This is a genomic window from Schaalia canis (assembly GCF_003858455.1).
GTDB lineage: Bacteria > Actinomycetota > Actinomycetes > Actinomycetales > Actinomycetaceae > Pauljensenia > Pauljensenia canis.
Genome location: NZ_RQZF01000001.1, coordinates 387,409 through 403,109, shown reverse-complemented (window position 1 = coordinate 403,109; position 15,701 = coordinate 387,409). Strand labels below are relative to the sequence as shown.

Sequence of the window (15,701 nt, the reverse complement as noted above, 5' to 3'; positions counted from 1 at the left end):
GGAGGAGACCATGCGCACCATGCGTACACTCACCGCTGCAGTTGCTCTAACTGCCGCGTTTAGCCTGGCTGCCTGCACAGGCGGCACTGTCACCGGTGGGGGCGAAAGCGCCACTCCAGCCAGCGGCGACATCGCCGTTGAAGGTGGCGAAATCACCTTCCAGACCTGGTCACTGAAGAATGACCGTTTCAGCCCGTACTTTGAAGGCGTCATTGCCGCTTTCGAAAAGGAAAACCCCGGCGTGAAGGTGAACTGGATTGACCAGCCTGGCGACGGCTACGAGGACAAGATCCTCCAGCAGGCAAACTCCGGTGAACTTCCCGATGTCATCAACCTCCCCCCGGAGTTCGCCTACAAGCTTGCCCAGGTAGATCAGCTTGTCGACCTCAAGGCCGCCGATAGCGCCAAGGTTGGTGAGTACGTTGAGGGTGCCACTAATGCCTACGTCTACCCCAATATCGAGGGCGTCTACGGCTACCCGTGGTACCTGGGCACCGACTTGAACTGGTACAACACCAAGATGCTCAGCGAAGCCGGTGTGGACGCTACCAAGCTCCCCACCGACCTTGACGCCCTCTTCGCTATGGCTTCCGAGGTCGCTAAGGCCAGCAACGGCAATATCAAGATGATCTCTGACGTGCCTCGCACAGGAACCCTGTCTGCTGCTGGCGTGGAGATCTTCAAGGACGGCCAGTTTGTCTTTAACACTCCCGAAGCTGTGAAGGTTGTCGAACGCTACAAGAAGGCTTACGAGGACGGCGCCATGCCTGCCGAGGCCCTCAACGCCGACTACCTGGGCAATAAGACCCTCTACTTCCAAGGCAAGACGGCGTGGACCACTGGTGCTGCCGGTTTCGCATCCGACCTCGCGAAGGAAGCCCCCACGCTGGTGCCCGACACGGTGGTCACTCCACGTATCGGCCATCCGCCGTTGTTCATTCAGGGTATCTCCGTGTCAAAGACCTCCAAGTATCCTGAACTGGCACTCAAGTTCGCCCAGTACGTCACCAATACCGACAACCAGGTCGAGTTCGTCAAGATTGCTCAGGGCTTCTTCCCCGGCACCAAGGCCGCTAACGAGAACCCGGACGCCTTCACTTCCGTCATCGAGTCCGATCTGCAAAAGGTAGCCACCGAAGCCGCTGCTGCAGCTCTGGGCGATGCCACCCCCGAGTACCCGATCCAATTCACCTACGACATGGACACCTACCTTAAGCAGCAGATGGCTCTGGCTGTTAAGGGTGAGATCGGTATTCAAGAGGCCCTCGACAAGGCTGTCGAGTACGCCAATAAGAATCTCGTGAAGTGACTGGCTGCGAAAGACCGAGATCCACAGGGAGGGGACTATGAAGTCTTACCGCTGGTACACGCCGTACCTGCTGCTGGCACCCGCAGTGCTCTGGGTGGTGGTGTTCTCTATTTGGCCGTTCCTCAATACGGTCTACCTTGCGTTCACCGATGCCCGCCCGCTGCGCACCCCGAACTTTATTGGGATGCAGAACTTCATTGACCTTCTTGCCGACGAGCGTTTCACCTATGCGATGGTGACCAGCTTCGTTTACGTGATCGTCTGTGTGCCTCTACTGACTTTCCTGCCGCTTCTCTTGGCCCTTTTGGTCCAAAAGAAGCTCCCTGGGATCTCGGTCTTTCGCACCACCTACTACTTCCCCGTTATTGCCTCGGTCGTGGTCGTCGGCATTATCTGGGCATGGCTGTTTGACTCCAAGGGCATCATCAACGAATCCCTCATGTTCACTGGCCTCATTGACCAGCCCATCACCTTCCTCATTGACCGGTGGCTGATTCTGCTCTCCGCGATCTCCCTGACCGTCTGGAAGGGCTTGGGCTATTACATGGTGGTCTACCTCGCCGCCCTGACCAACGTTTCCAAGGAACTTCACGAGGCAGCCGCCCTCGACGGGGCAGGCTCATGGCGACGTTTCTGGTCGGTGACGGTTCCTGCCGTGAAGCCCGCCATGCTGCTCATTTCGGCACTCATTACGGTGGCCGCCATGCGAATCTTCTCCGAAATCTACGTGCTGACGAACGGCTCGGGTGGCCCGGGCGGTCAGGCTCAATCTTTGGTCATGCTCATCCAGCAAACCGGCAAGGGGCTCAACGGCAATCTTGGCTACGCCTCGGCCATCTCTGTTGTCCTCTTCCTACTGACCATTGGCCCTCTGTTGGTGGTGGGCTGGATTAACCAGGGCGCCGAGATTCGCGAGGCATGGTCGCATCGGACGATCCGCCGTCGCGTTGAGCGTCAGGCAAAGGAAAGGGGCGCCCTCGCGCACGCTAGTGTTGCTCCCCACAGCACTCCGCTTGGCGAAGGAGGAGCACAGTCATGAGTGTTCACACCGCACGTTCTGCCCACGACTCCCAGAACACGAATGCTCCCGCAATGCGAAGCGCTGCCGCCGGGGAAGGCGCGCCCAGAGGGGAAGATGCGCCCAGAAAAGAACGCCCCTGGCGTCGCAAGGGTGAAGCTAACTTCGACAAGCCCACCCTGCCGGGCATGATCGCCCGCTACACCCTGATGATCCTCATTATGTTCATCACTGTTGGCCCTTTTATCTGGCAGCTCTCGACCTCGCTGAAAGGGCCAATGGAGGACATCTACACCTTCCCGCCCAACCTCATCCCACTCGAACCAACCCTGGCCAACTATGGCGAGGTCACGCGCACGATCCCTGTTGTCTCCTACGCGTGGCACTCCCTGCTGGTGTCGGTGGCAACGGTCATCACCAATGTCATCTTCGCGACGGTAGCGGGCTACGCCTTGGCAAGTATGCGTTTTCGAGGCAAAGCCCTCATTATGGGCCTGATTCTGTCGACCCTACTCCTGCCCGCTGAAGTCACGCTGACCTCGCAGTACCTGACTATTAAGTCGCTGGGTTTGGCCAACACTTTGGCAGGCGTATTCCTGCCCACCGCCGTGACCGCCATTAACGTCCTGCTCATGACCACGGCTGCGGCCTCGGTGCCCCCATCGATTATGGACGCCGCAGCAATTGACGGGGCTTCCACCTTCCAACGTATCCGCCACATTCTGTGGCCCAATGTCAAGGGTATGGCCTCGGTGGTTGCTCTCATGTCCTTCATTCAGGCCTGGGATGACTTCCTATGGCCCCTGGTGGTGCTCTCTGACCCGGCCAAGTACACGCTGACCGTGGGCATGCAGTACCTGAACTCTACCTTTGGGTCGAATCCGCGAGTGGTGGCGGCAGGAACCATGATTGCCCTGCTCCCGATCATCCTGCTGTTTATCTCCACGCAGAAGCAATTCTTCCGTGGCGTTGAGGCAGGAGGCGTGAAGGGGTAGCGCCTATATTCTGGGTCCCAGGTCGTGCCGGAGGCGAGGCCGACGCCTCCGGCTCATCTTTCACCCACCATGCCCTTCGGGTGGGCGCTCTCCATATGTGGGGCACCCACCCGAAGGGTTTGGCATGTCTCAGGGTTTTTCGCAGGCGGCGGTTTTTAGCGGGAGCGGATAAACGACCACACGGGGCGGAGCCTGTCGAAGTACCACCGCATGGTGTAGACGTAGCCGACAAGAAGCGCAATCGTTAAAGGAATAATGAAGGTAAGAGAATAGCCTGCGCTGTAGACAACAAAAGGAAAGAGCGCCACCACAATCGTTCCCAGCACAGCAACGAGGGGCGCGAAGACGACGATGGCCACGATCCCGATAAAAATAGCAATGTTTTGCAGGCGCTCGACAGTTGCTTTCTTCGTGGATGCCAGCGAAGGCGAGCGGTACTTCCCTAAAATGCTCTGGGCACGAATGGGGCGGCGTAGGCGCACGTCAAGGTGGTCATCTGTGGTGGTGACGGTAATGCGGTAAAGACCATCAGAAGATATCCATGTGCTGACCGCCTGACCATCCGCATTGTGCCGACGACGGGCAGGACCGAAGAGGTCGGTAAGATCGGCGCTCACGATTTCAGCGTAGCTGCCTATGCTCCAGACCTGAGCGCTGCCAGAATCGAGTTGTGGTGCCAGAGGGAAGGTGACTTCACAGACCCCCTCGGGTGTGAGGCGAATAGTCGCATCTGGCCGCCATCCGAAGGCTAAAGGCGTGTGGAAAGCGCCGGGTATACGCTCGTCAGGCCTCCAGCCGAGCAGTTGCGTAACCCGTTCGATTTTTCCGTTGGCCAGTGAGTTTGCCGGATCAAGCCAGGTCAGAAGAAGGTCCTGGGTAGGGGATAAAGAAAAGGAAATCATCTTGGCCCCCTGTATTCCTTCATCACACTGCTCACCCTGGTCACCCTGTTCACCCTGGTCACTCTGGTCACCCTGTTCGCCCTGTTCACTTTGTTTGCTCTGGGCATTTCACCCTGGGTGTTTCACTCTGTTTACTCTGGGCGTTGCGCGACCTGAGCGGTGAAGCTACCCATGGGGGAGTGCACGACCACGACGTCGCCATCAGCGAGTTGGCGTCCTCGTCGGAGTTCGACCTCGCCATTGACGGTCACGTCACCGTCAGTGATGAGCTCTCGTGCCATTGCACCGTCCTCAACAAGGCCGGCGAGCTTGAGGAACTGGCCCAGACGGATCGTTCCTGTGACTGTGATGATGGGGGTGGTCATGAGGATGCCTTTCCAGACAGTTGTGCGGGCTCAACGGGGATCTCTTGCTGCGTGGGCCGAGGGCGCAACAGGGGATAAAGCTCAGTGGTGAGCATCGCGCCGACGATCAGCAGACCTCCGCCGACCATACGGGTAGTAACGATTTCGCCTCCGAATAGCACGGCGAAGACGGCAGCAAACACGGGCTCACCGGTAAGGATAATGGCGGTCTTGGCAGCAGAGATCCGCGATTGAGCCCATGTCTGCACAGCGAGAGCCAGCAGTCCGGCGATCAGCGCCATATAGATCATCTGCGCCCATTCGCTGACTCCTGACGGTAGCGCGACCCCACCAGGTAGAGCGCCAATAATAAATACCGCGCCGAGCGTCATCATCTGAATAGTTGTCAGTTCAACCTGATTCGTCGGCGTGCTCCACTGCCCAAGCAAGACAATGTGGACGGCGTAGAGCAGTGCCGCCAGCAAAGTGATTGCCTCACCATAACCGACAGACCAGGCATCAAGTTTGAGTACCGCCATGCCAAGTGTCGCTACGGCGATTGCGAGCCAGGTGATTGCGGGAACGCGCACGCGGAAGGCGACAAGGAGCACTACGGGGGTGAGCACAACGTACATGCCGGTGATAAACCCCGCGATCGAGGCGTTCGTATGTGCCAGTCCAACGGTTTGGGCGTATTGGGCGCAGGCGAAGACTCCGCCGAGAATGATTCCTCGACTCCAGACGTAACGCGGTACTTCGCGCAGCGCACGCCATCGCATGAGTCCGATGAGCGCGCCTGCTATTCCAAAGCGAACACCAAGGAAATCAATGGGAGGGATGCGTTCGACAAGGTCGTGAATGATGACAAATGATGAGCCCCACACGGCGGTAATCGCAACAAGTGCCATGACGGGGATCAGCGTTGAAACGTGGGGATGAGCGGGTTCGTGAGTGGCGTTTGAGGAGGCGTTGGTTGGCAGTGAGGGCGAGGCCATAGAGGTGCCTCCTTTCAACACAAAGATGGTGTGCTCAGATGTTCGTGGGGAGTTGCAGCAGGCCCATAGTATCGCCGCCGTCGCACTCAGGGAAATGGGCCTCATTGGCCTGCTTTTGTGAGCTCTGAGGTGTGGCTGTGGGATATTGGGAAGAGTGGAGACGGTGCGTTGGGGTGTGGGGCGGTAGCATTATGGTGCTGGCAGCGTGTGGCTGCCCTCGTAGTGTGTGAGGAGGTTCAGCGGTGGCCGAGAACCGTGACGATTTCGATGCCGAGTTCTTAGACCTGGTGGCGTCAATGGATGCCGACCCGTCTACCGCAGTGGATGAGCCTCTTCATTTAGAGGGGGGTTCACTGTCTGTTGCGCTGGTCCTTGCGCCGATCCCTTCTGCCGAAGCCTTACACGCTTTACTGTCCTTGAGTGGCTATTCCTTGGATATTGTGCGAATGCGTCCCTGGAGCGCCGTGTGGATTCAGGTGGAGAACGCCTCCGCTGACGAGGATGAGTTTGCTTCTTTGCTCGCTGAAGAGCGGGATATGCCTGAGATTGTTGACGAGGTTGCCCGCGCCGTCTCGCGCCTGTCGAAGTACGGCTCGGTGGCAGTGATGTCATGGCTGGTTGATGGTGAGGGCGCAGAGGTGGGAGTCTCCGGTCAGTTGACTGCCCGCCGCTATGTCAGTGGGGAACCCGAAGACGCTATCCCTGCAGGTGTGCTGTTGGGATGTATTCCTGAGGCTGCTGAGGATTTACTGTTGGGACGGACGCATCCTCATGACTACGACGATTCAGTCTCCTCGGATGGTACGACGAGGCGCCCGCGTGGCCCGCTCGGTTGGTTCCGCCGTAGGTAAGCCTCAGAGTGAGTGTGAGACAAACGTCCAGAGAACATGTGATGTCAAGTAAGAACGGTCGTGAGCCTCTCCTGACTTCGGGTGAAGCTGTCGAGAGGCCCACGAGGGCGGTGGCGATTTTCGATGCGGGCCTGGTGGATTACGCTCCTTTGCGTGCCGCCCTCGCGGAGTGCGGGGCGCCCTCTTTTGTGACCTCACATCGTATTGAGATGTTGGATGCTGCCGCACTGATCATCCCAGATGGGCCATCTTTTGCCGACTACAGGCGGGTTTTCGCCCAGAAGCGTCTGGCGCAGATCATTGAGCTTCGTATTGCGGGCGGGCGGCCTGTGCTGGTGTGTGGCAGTGGGATGCATATGCTGTGCGACGGTGTCGACATCAACGGCGAGTTTCTTGCCAGCCCTGCTCCACAGTGGGAAGGCACAGTTGTGCACATGCCTGCGCAAAGAGGGACAGCAACGCTACATGTTCCTATTCCCACCCCATTCCTTGCAGGCATCGACACGATGAACTGCGAGGTCAAGCCAGACTTTGCTTTGCGGACCAACCCGGCTGAGGGAATGGATGATGGTCCCCTCACTCCGCCGCGTATTGCCTGGGCGGGGCCGCCCGCCCCGTATATTGCCGCGATTGATAACGGCGCATTGTGCGCATGCGCGTGGGCTCCAGAAGAAGCCGGTAATCTGGGGCTTCGCCTGCTACGCAACTGGGTCCAACATGCCAAAATCACCGCTGATCTGTCCATGGGAGGAGTGCAGTGAAGGACTTGACCGAAGCCCAACGGCATAAGCTTGCGGCGCGTTTGGCGATGAAGGTTGACCGGGAGGATTCTGGTCAGCTTCTTCCTGCAACCGCCGCAGCCCTCGCACTCGGTGCCACTGAAGGAGCAGTAGCGCGCCTGGAAGCGTTGGCGCAGGCACTGCGCCATGAGCGCGTCATTGTGCCCATCAATGTTGAGGCTGACCCGCGCGAAACAGGTGTGCACGCCAATGTCGATCCGGGCAGTTGCGACGCCGCAGATTTTGCGCGCGTGACGGTCGGTGGCCGTGAGGCCCTCGTCGCATATTCGAGTTCTATCGAACTGGAAACGAGTCGGCCTGGTGCCCGCCCCATGACCTTGCCTTTCCACAAGGTTGCGTTGACGGCACTGGTAGAGACAGGTGGCCGCGTGGTTCTTAACCCCGGCCCTGATGCGGTACTTATGCCTCGCTCATGTGTGGCTGCCCTTGCTCAGGGCGATCAGTGGTTGCCGGCCTGGCGCGATGAGGAACTTCTTTTACAGCTTCATGAGCAGTATCAGGATGTGCCTGGGGCTCAGGCAGTCCACGAGCTGCGTATCGTTCCCGCTGAGGAGGGAATGGTCGTTCGTGTTGAGCTGTATGTCGACCGCCAGATGTTGAGCGCTGTGGGGGATCCTCGTGAGGTGCTCACTGGATTGTTCGCGGCATTGCAGACAGCTCAGCGTCTCCAGGCAGCGGGGGATCGCATCGAGTTTGTGCCCCTGCCCGTCTAAGGGGCCTCCAACGGGAAAGTCGTGTCGTATCCGGGTGCGGACGATCACGCAAGTAGAAATGTGGCTGAGTCCACGTTGGCTGGCATGGCGCACGTGTTCGTGTCCTCAAGGTATTCCTGCTAAAGTGGATGCGACCGACCGGGTAAACACCCGGAACGCAAGCGGAGTTACTCCCACCTAGATGCCCGCCAGAATCCTCACGGATGACGGTTGCGCCGCTAAGAGCGCCAAGGGAATCGGGTCGAATGGTTCACGGCAATAGCCGTGTCCTTTGAGAGCCTTCGTGCGCGTTTGGGCACGAAGGCTTTTTCGTGTCTGAGGAACAATCCGTGGAAGGAGCGTCTCATCAGCGAGCCGCGCATTAACGACCGTATCCGAGTCCCTGAGGTACGCCTTGTGGGCCCCGGCGGTGAGCAGGTTGGCGTCGTCCGTTTGGAGGACGCACTACGTCTGGCAGAAGAGGCTGGGCTTGACCTCGTTGAGGTTGCCCCTGAAGCAAAGCCTCCGGTTGCCAAGCTCATGGATTATGGCAAGTACAAGTACGAAGCAGCCCAAAAGGCTCGCGACGCACGCCGTAATCAAGCAAACACGCAGCTCAAGGAGATTCGTTTCCGTCTCAAGATTGACGATCACGACTTCGGAGTGAAGAAGGGACACGTCGAACGTTTCTTGAGCCAGGGCGACAAGGTCAAGGTCATGATCATGTTCCGCGGCCGTGAGCAGTCCCGTCCTGAAGCAGGCGTCCGCCTTCTTCAGCGTCTGGCTGATGAGGTGGGAGAACTCGCAACTGTCGAGTCCATGCCTCGCCAGGACGGCCGCAATATGACCATGGTGCTTGCACCTACCAAGCGCAAGGCTGATGCGATGAACGAACAGCGTAAGCGTCGCGAAGCCGAACGTGAAGCACGCCGCGACAAGCAGGCAGAGCGCTCCTCAAAGGGGAGGGCTCGCACCGCGTCGGCCACGGAAGAAGACTGAGGACAAGGGCCTGGCCCAACTGTTCGTCACAGAAGAAGGAATAGAAGACATGCCGAAGAATAAGACTCATTCTGGAGCCAAGAAGCGCTTCCGCGTGACCGGCTCAGGCAAGATCATGCGCGAGCAGGCAGGCGCCCGCCACCTCCTTGAGCACAAGTCCAGCCGCAAGACCCGTCGTCTTGCCTCCGACCAGGTTGTCGCACGTGCGGACGTCAAGGCTGTCCGTACCATGCTCGGCAAGTGACCGGCACGTCTGACAAGGAGAATCGTTAGAAATGGCACGTGTCAAGCGTTCTGTTAACGCCAAGAAGAAGCGTCGTACCGTACTTGAGCAGGCTTCGGGCTACCGTGGCCAGCGCTCCCGCATGTACCGCAAGGCCAAGGAGCAGGTAACCCACTCCTTCGTCTACTCCTACCGCGACCGCAAGGCCCGCAAGGGTGACTTCCGTCGTCTGTGGATTCAGCGTATCAACGCTGCAGCCCGCGCCCAGGGCATGACCTACGCCCGCTTCATTCAGGGCCTGTCCCTGGCTGGCGTTGAGGTTGACCGTCGCATGCTCGCTGAGCTGGCCGTCAACGAGCCGGCAGCTTTCACCCGCCTCGTTGAGGTGGCTAAGGAAGCCCTGCCTGCAGACGTCAACGCTCCCAAGGCATCCTGAGCTGCGTCCACATCGTCTGAATTAGACCTTCCAGTCTGATAGAGACCGTGTCCGACACTTTCAGCACCGAGCGCCCAACCATTCTGAGTAACCCTCACGCGGATCGCGTGAAGAAGGTTGCCAGACTGGTTGGGCGCTCAGCGCGTTCACGTAGTGGCCACATGCTCGTTGAAGGCCCTCAGGCTGTGCGTGAATTGCTTATTCACCGTCCACGTTCCGTCGTGGACGTTTACCTGACCACCAGTGCCACCTCCGCTCACCCCGAGATCGGCGAGCTCGCCCATGTGGCCACCCGCTGGGTGCATGAAGTGACTGACGAGGTCGCCGCCGCCATGTCGGGTGACGCTCAGGGGATCCTCGCAGTCGCCAGGCTTGACGCAATCGACGAAGATTCGTCGAGCGACGCCCGCACGGTAATTAGTGAGGGAAGTAGCGCAGATGGGGCGACGGAGCTGCCCGTGACCTTCGTATGCGTCACTCAGGGGCGTGACCCGGGTAATCTCGGGACAATTATTCGTACTGCAGACGCTATGGGTGCCAGCGCTGTTGTGCTGTGTGCGGGTAGCGTTGATGTTCGCAATCCTAAGGTCGTGCGATCTTCTGCAGGTTCTGTTTTCCATCTTCCCGTGATTCCTATGCGCTCTTTTGACGCGGCTGTGGAGTATCTGCGTGGTAGGGGAGCGGCATTATTGGGTACCTCGGGCAGTTGTGAAGCCGAGGACTTGTCAGAACTTATTGCCCTTTCGATGCACGGTGTGCCTACCGTCTTGACGCGCTCTCATGCCTGGTTGATGGGCAATGAGGCAAAGGGCTTGAGCGAGGAGGAACTCGCCGCCTGCGACAGCCTCATCACGATTCCTATGACCGGACAGTCTGAATCGCTCAACGTGGCCTCAGCGGCGTCAATTTGCTTGTACGCCTCTCAGTTGTTGCGTGGGCGTTAAAGCACTTCGCGTGTCCTCAATGTAGTGGTACCACTTCATTATCTGCAATGAAGTGTTTTGGCTTCATTTATCAGGATGAAGTGATTATACTTAATTGTAGCTGTGATCTGACGATGATGCGTCCAGGCAGAAGAACACGGAGGGCACGATGTTTGTACTCACGATCGACCAGGTGAAATCACGCGAAAACGATGACCGTGTGCCGCACCTACTCAGCCTCTTGGCAGATATACCTACCCTTGCCCCTTTCGAACGAACTGTCGGAGATGAAATTCAAGGTGTCCCACAGGACGCTGTCGGCGCACTTGAGGCTATTCGCCGCTGCGTTCGTGACGGGCACTGGCATTGCGGCCTGGGCGTCGGGAATGGCGAATTTCCGACCATGAAAATGCCGCGCACTGTAGAAGGCGGCGGTAAAGCCTTTTATGCTGCCCGGCAAGCGGTTGATGCCTCAAAAAATCTTTCCCCCTCTGTGGCCCTTAAGATTCCTGAGCATCCGACGGCAGAAACAGAAGCCGGCGCATTGCTCACACTAAAAATGCATGTTGCCGCCCAACGTACGCAGCGCCAGTGGGAAGTCATTGATGCTGTCGTGCAGGCGAAAAGCCGTGCAGATGCCGCCCAACTTCTTGGCATTAGTCCTTCAGCAGTTTCTCAGTCCCTCAACGCCTCCGCATGGGACACTGAAAGAGCAACGGATGCTTTACTCATACGACTACTCGAACAGGCCAATACCTCGGAGGAATAATGCCGATCACTCGTGATTTCCTGCTTGACATCAGTGTTGAACTCCTGATGTGGGTTATTGTCCTGCTCGGCGCTATCTTCATCGGGAAAGCAATCACTCTTAAAGTGCTCGAATGGGCGAAAGTACCCGCTCCACTCAGGCATATCTCCACCGGTGCAGAATCTGCCACCCTTTTGCCTGCAACGGATCAGGAACGCCAGGTTCTTCGAGGAGGCCTATGGATCGGGATCCTGGAGCGTATTGCGGTTGCCGCATGCATGATGGGAGGGCATCCTGCTCTCATTAGCCTGATCCTCGGTGTCAAAGGCCTTGGCCGCTATCCTGAACTGAAGGATAATCCCGAAGCCTCTGAACGATTCCTTATCGGTACGGGCGCGTCGATACTCTCAGCAATTGCCATCGGAGCGGCAGGAAATGCTGCCCTGTCTGCACTGATGACAGTGATTGCCCAATAATTGCTCTGGTTGATAATTTATAGGCGATAGGCTACCGCCATGCGTGTTCATGAAATTGACGAGTTTGAACTTATCCGTCGCTTCAAAGAAGTCCTACCGTCTAGCCCGCGAGCAACCCTGGGCTCTGGTGACGACTGCGCTGTTATCGCTGCCCCCGAAGGACATTTCATCGTCAGCACAGACATTGTCATGGAACACTGCGACTTCAAACGTGAGTGGTCAACGGCTCGGGAAATCGGCAGACGGGCCGCTGCTCAAAATCTCGCTGATATTGCGGCGATGGGCGGTAGAGTCTCCACTGCTGTTGTCTCCATGACCGTTCCCAAAGATGAGGACGTCGATTGGCTCGTCGACCTCGTTGCGGGATTTGGTGAAGAAATTGCCGCAGCAGGGGGTGGCGTTGATGGCGGCGACCTCTCCGCAGGTGACAGTGTCATCATCGCCGTTACCGTGATGGGCTGGTGCGAAGGGAACCCCATTACCCGCGCAGGAGCTCAAGACGGAAACCTCGTTGCTGTGGCAGGAACCCTGGGCCGTTCTGCGGCTGGTCTTGACCTTCTCCTCGGCGGGTATGTTCACCCCTCCCTGCGCAGCTCTGAAGACCTCGGTGAGCTCCACGAGGCTGTGAACATCTTCCGTACCCCTCAACCGCCCCTTGAAGCTGGGCCACGCGCATTGGGCGCAGGGGCAACAGCCATGATGGATCTTTCCGATGGTCTCGCCAAGGACGCGGGGCGGATCGCCCGTGCCTCTGGCGTCATCATTGATATTGATCGCGAGGCCTTGCGTGCTGATGAAGACGCCCTTGCCGCCGCCTCGCAGCTCGCAGGCACTCCCGCCCTTGAATGGATCATTACTGGTGGTGAAGACCACGCACTCTTTGCTACCTTCCCTGCCGATACCCCCCTTCCTGAGGGCTTCCGGCCGATCGGCTCCGTCCGTGCTTGCACAGAGGGCGAAACGCCCGGTGCGTTTATGAGTGGGGCAGAGTTGCACGGCGGGTGGGATCACTTCAGGCAAGACTAAGGACGCCATCCAGGTAGCCGCCCACAGAAAAACGTGTCAGGCTAGTTCCTACGGAGAAAACACGCAAGGGGTGGGAATAATCATGACGGAAAGACGTTTAACCGAGCGGCCACTGGTTGTGCTCGCAGGGGCTTCTGGTTTCATTGGTTCTCACTTGCTTGACGCTCTTGTGACACTCGGATTCGAGGTGCGCCGACTGCAGCGTAGCGCGCCTGAGCGCATTGAGGATAATCCAACTGCACAGAACTCAGGTGTCGCCTACTGGAATCCCAGTGAGGGAATCTGCGATGAAGAACATCTGGCGGATGCTGCAGCGGTAATCTGCCTCAACGGGGCAAATCTCATTGGACGCCCGTGGACTGATAGCTATAAGACGACACTACTTCGCTCCCGCATTGATTCCGTGAACACCATTGTGGATGCCATCGGACGCCTACCGAAGAGTCGCCGCCCCAGAGCTTTTCTGTCAGGATCGGCGGTCGGTATTTACGGCTTTGACAGGGGAGATGAGAAACTCACCGAAGAATCGTCCTATGGTGAAGGATTTCTTGCTGACCTGTGTATTCAGTGGGAGGCTGCAGCGCAGCGCGCGCAGGATGACTATGGCGTGCGGACAGTCCTGTTACGCACCGGCCTCGTGCTGGGTCCAGAAGCGGGCCTACTGCCGATGATGGTGATCCCCTACAGGCTCGGTTTAGGTGCCCAGTTAGGTAGCGGTCAGTCCTGGATGCCTGTGATCTCGGTTGTTGACCATGTGCGCGCGATGGTCTTTTGTCTCACGACCCCCAGTATTGAGGGGCCTGTGAATCTAGTGTGCCCGGAGCCTCTTCGCAATGAAGAGTTCCATGAGAATCTTTCGCACTATCTCGCACGTCCTGCTTTCCTCAAAGCGCCTGAAGTGCTCTTGCGAACTCTTGGCGGTCAAATGGCTCAAGAGGTTATCCTCGCTTCACAGCGGGCCCTGCCCCATAAGCTTCTGGCGGAAGGCTTCATGTTCACCGCTCCCACCGCCTTTGAGATTCTTGGTCAGGTGCTGCCTGCACGCCACCGACGCTGACAAAGTCAGATAGTGACTTAGCCTTCGTTACGGCCTTTACCTGCCTGAATGAGGTCAATGACGAGGCCGAGCATGGCCGCTGCAGCTACGGGGACAACCCACCCCAGGCTCATCTCATGCAGGGGCACAGTGTGGAGAACAGGGGTGAGCCAGTCGGTGCCAAACCCAAGGCCCGCGAGGGTGGTCGCTGCCGACCACACGACAGCAACGCCAACTGCCATGCGGAATGTGACGGGCAGTTTTGTCCAGCGATTCACAACAGCACCAACCAGCGCGACAGTGATCAGAGTGATCGCGATGGGGTAGAGGAAACCAATGAGTGGCCCAGCGATAGAGAGCAAGGTGGGCAGGCCGTGGATCGAGAATGAAAAGGCGACAACGGCAAAGCCCACAAGCCACACATGGTAGCCAATAACGGGCAACATGCGGTGGAAGAACTCTGAGCATGCAGCGAGCAGGCCAACGGCAGTGGTGAGACATGCCGCTAATACGGTCATTGAAAAGACGAAAGCGCCGGTAGGGCCCAGGGACTGTGCGGCTGCATCAATAAGTAGCGCTGCACCGTCGGTGTAGTGTGAAGAGTTGGGGATAGAACGTCCGATCAGCCCGAGGCCGATGTAGACGACCGACAGGAAAGCCCCAGCAATGAAAGCGGCCGTAATGGTTTGGGGGATGAGGTGGCGTCGACGGACAGCACCATTAGCGCGAAGGGTGTCGACAACGATGATGCCAAAGGCCAACGCCGCCACTGAATCCATCGTCAAGTAGCCGGAAAGAATACCGGCTGAGATTGGGCGGATGGCGTAATCATCCTGGGCAGCGGAGGGAGTCCCATTGAGGACCTGTACGGATCGGACAATGAGGATAGCCAGGAAGATGAGAAGCGTGGGAGTGAGCACCTTCCCTAGTGACTGGATGATGGTGCGAGGATTCCACGCGAGCGCCACCGAGACGGAAAAGAAGACGGCACTAAAAATGACGGCTGAAAGCAGAGAATCATGTGAGGTCAATGGGACGAAAGACGTCGAATAGGCGACGGCTCCCATACGCGGCAGACCAAAGAAAGGCCCGATCGCTAGGTAGATAGCTACGGGGAAAAGGACGCCGAATAGTCGTCCAGCTCTGCGTGAGAGGTCGGAAAGATCGGATCCAGAAAAGGCGATCGCCACAATCGCCACGATGGGGAGAGCCACGCCACCCACGAGGAAACCTGCCATTGCCGGTGTGAAGGCTTCACCGGCAGAAGCGCCAATCATCGGAGGGAAGATGAGGTTCCCCGCTCCAAAGAACATAGAAAAGAGCATGAGCGCGGTCGAGACGACGACCACCAGAGTATTCGAGTGGCGCGAACGAGATTGTGCGGCAGATGATGGGGACACGGGGGTTTCCTTTGATACGAGGGGCGTGTCGTCATTGTGGGGAGTGAAAACTCGCACGATGGTGCGGTGGACGAGCAAAGACCCCGCTGGGGCATCCCTGCGGGGTCTTGCATACGCTGAGGTGGTGGCGGAACAGAATGTCCGCCACAGTCTGATATCAGATCGCGCGCACGACCTTGTCAGACTTCATGCACTTGGTGCACACATTGAGGCGCTTGGGGGTGCCACCCACCAGAGCGCGAATACGCTGGATGTTGGGGTTCCAACGGCGGTTGGTGCGCACGTGGGAGTGCGACACGCTCTTGCCGAAGCCCGGTCCCTTACCGCAGACGTCACACACGGCAGCCACGATCGTTCTCCTTGGTTCAAGTTTCTTTCGGTACCGCCCTTAGGCGGTGTCCAACGGTGAGAATCCACCGAAGGCAACCACAGAAGAATAGCGGACAATCCAGCGCAAGTCCAAGTCATACACACCTTTAGGGCGTGTCAAGTGGCACACAGTGAAGTGGACTCGGACAATTGCGTGAG

Annotated in this window: 19 protein-coding genes; 14 read left to right on the top strand and 5 right to left on the bottom strand. The window is 58.1% G+C overall.

Features of this window, described 5'->3' with window-relative positions; all coding sequences use genetic code 11:
- The first annotated feature begins 10 nt into the window (after nucleotides 1-10).
- From EII11_RS01680 to EII11_RS01670, 3 genes are read left to right on the top strand one after another with little or no spacing between them, the layout of a single operon-like run.
- Entirely contained in the window at nucleotides 11-1,309 is a 1,299-nt protein-coding gene (locus EII11_RS01680; protein WP_124867906.1) for an extracellular solute-binding protein, read from the top strand.
- 37 nt (nucleotides 1,310-1,346) lie between these two features.
- On the top strand, nucleotides 1,347-2,348 hold the full coding sequence (locus EII11_RS01675; RefSeq protein WP_124867904.1) for a carbohydrate ABC transporter permease: 1,002 nt from the start codon (nucleotides 1,347-1,349) through the stop codon (nucleotides 2,346-2,348).
- Nucleotides 2,345-3,322: a carbohydrate ABC transporter permease gene (locus tag EII11_RS01670; protein WP_240623011.1), complete on the top strand. Its 978-nt coding sequence runs from the start codon at nucleotides 2,345-2,347 to the stop codon at nucleotides 3,320-3,322. The genes EII11_RS01675 and EII11_RS01670 overlap by 4 nt, the downstream gene beginning before the upstream one ends.
- Nucleotides 3,323-3,477: 155 nt before the next feature.
- Here EII11_RS01670 and EII11_RS01665 read toward each other — a convergent pair whose 3' ends face one another.
- From EII11_RS01665 to EII11_RS01655, 3 genes are all read right to left on the bottom strand, one after another.
- Nucleotides 3,478-4,224, bottom strand: coding sequence for a hypothetical protein (locus EII11_RS01665; protein ID WP_124867902.1), 747 nt, complete (start codon nucleotides 4,222-4,224; stop codon nucleotides 3,478-3,480).
- Nucleotides 4,225-4,355: 131 nt separating this feature from the next.
- Nucleotides 4,356-4,589: an RNA-binding S4 domain-containing protein gene (locus tag EII11_RS01660; RefSeq protein ID WP_124867900.1), complete on the bottom strand. Its 234-nt coding sequence runs from the start codon at nucleotides 4,587-4,589 to the stop codon at nucleotides 4,356-4,358.
- Nucleotides 4,586-5,563 (bottom strand): DMT family transporter, encoded by a 978-nt coding sequence (locus EII11_RS01655; protein WP_205649190.1) that lies wholly within the window; start codon nucleotides 5,561-5,563, stop codon nucleotides 4,586-4,588. The genes EII11_RS01660 and EII11_RS01655 overlap by 4 nt, the downstream gene beginning before the upstream one ends.
- A gap of 242 nt (nucleotides 5,564-5,805) precedes the next feature.
- On the opposite strand from EII11_RS01655, the gene EII11_RS01650 reads away from it, so the two are divergent.
- From EII11_RS01650 to EII11_RS01600, 11 genes are all read left to right on the top strand, one after another.
- Entirely contained in the window at nucleotides 5,806-6,414 is a 609-nt protein-coding gene (locus tag EII11_RS01650; RefSeq protein WP_124867898.1) for a hypothetical protein, read from the top strand.
- Nucleotides 6,415-6,455: 41 nt separating this feature from the next.
- Nucleotides 6,456-7,175 (top strand): type 1 glutamine amidotransferase family protein, encoded by a 720-nt coding sequence (locus tag EII11_RS01645; RefSeq protein ID WP_124867896.1) that lies wholly within the window; start codon nucleotides 6,456-6,458, stop codon nucleotides 7,173-7,175.
- Nucleotides 7,172-7,927, top strand: coding sequence for an SseB family protein (locus EII11_RS01640; RefSeq protein ID WP_240623010.1), 756 nt, complete (start codon nucleotides 7,172-7,174; stop codon nucleotides 7,925-7,927). The genes EII11_RS01645 and EII11_RS01640 overlap by 4 nt, the downstream gene beginning before the upstream one ends.
- A 264-nt stretch (nucleotides 7,928-8,191) precedes the next feature.
- Nucleotides 8,192-8,905, top strand: coding sequence for a translation initiation factor IF-3 (infC, locus tag EII11_RS01635; protein WP_240623009.1), 714 nt, complete (start codon nucleotides 8,192-8,194; stop codon nucleotides 8,903-8,905).
- A 49-nt stretch (nucleotides 8,906-8,954) separates the two neighbouring features.
- Nucleotides 8,955-9,149 carry a 50S ribosomal protein L35 gene (rpmI, locus tag EII11_RS01630; protein ID WP_124867894.1) on the top strand — a complete coding sequence of 65 codons (195 nt, stop codon included), beginning with the start codon at nucleotides 8,955-8,957 and terminating at the stop codon, nucleotides 9,147-9,149.
- Between the two features lie 31 nt (nucleotides 9,150-9,180).
- Nucleotides 9,181-9,564 carry a 50S ribosomal protein L20 gene (gene rplT, locus EII11_RS01625; protein WP_124867892.1) on the top strand — a complete coding sequence of 128 codons (384 nt, stop codon included), beginning with the start codon at nucleotides 9,181-9,183 and terminating at the stop codon, nucleotides 9,562-9,564.
- A 47-nt stretch (nucleotides 9,565-9,611) separates the two neighbouring features.
- Nucleotides 9,612-10,508, top strand: coding sequence for a TrmH family RNA methyltransferase (locus EII11_RS01620; RefSeq protein WP_240623008.1), 897 nt, complete (start codon nucleotides 9,612-9,614; stop codon nucleotides 10,506-10,508).
- A gap of 148 nt (nucleotides 10,509-10,656) precedes the next feature.
- Complete coding sequence (locus tag EII11_RS01615) at nucleotides 10,657-11,256, top strand: hypothetical protein (protein ID WP_124867890.1); 600 nt, start codon at nucleotides 10,657-10,659, stop codon at nucleotides 11,254-11,256.
- A complete protein-coding gene (locus tag EII11_RS01610; protein WP_124867888.1) occupies nucleotides 11,256-11,711 on the top strand; it encodes a hypothetical protein in 456 nt (151 codons plus the stop codon). Before EII11_RS01615 ends, EII11_RS01610 begins: the two co-directional genes overlap by 1 nt.
- Before the next feature lie 39 nt (nucleotides 11,712-11,750).
- On the top strand, nucleotides 11,751-12,737 hold the full coding sequence (thiL, locus tag EII11_RS01605; RefSeq protein WP_240623007.1) for a thiamine-phosphate kinase: 987 nt from the start codon (nucleotides 11,751-11,753) through the stop codon (nucleotides 12,735-12,737).
- An 82-nt stretch (nucleotides 12,738-12,819) separates the two neighbouring features.
- Nucleotides 12,820-13,794, top strand: coding sequence for a TIGR01777 family oxidoreductase (locus tag EII11_RS01600; RefSeq protein ID WP_124867886.1), 975 nt, complete (start codon nucleotides 12,820-12,822; stop codon nucleotides 13,792-13,794).
- A 17-nt stretch (nucleotides 13,795-13,811) separates the two neighbouring features.
- Here EII11_RS01600 and brnQ read toward each other — a convergent pair whose 3' ends face one another.
- Both brnQ and rpmB read right to left on the bottom strand, forming a co-directional pair.
- The gene (gene brnQ, locus EII11_RS01595) at nucleotides 13,812-15,173 is read right to left on the bottom strand and encodes a branched-chain amino acid transport system II carrier protein (protein ID WP_240623006.1); all 1,362 of its coding nucleotides are present in this window, start codon (nucleotides 15,171-15,173) and stop codon (nucleotides 13,812-13,814) included.
- Between the two features lie 157 nt (nucleotides 15,174-15,330).
- Entirely contained in the window at nucleotides 15,331-15,522 is a 192-nt protein-coding gene (gene rpmB, locus EII11_RS01590; protein ID WP_124867884.1) for a 50S ribosomal protein L28, read from the bottom strand.
- Nucleotides 15,523-15,701 lie beyond the last annotated feature (179 nt).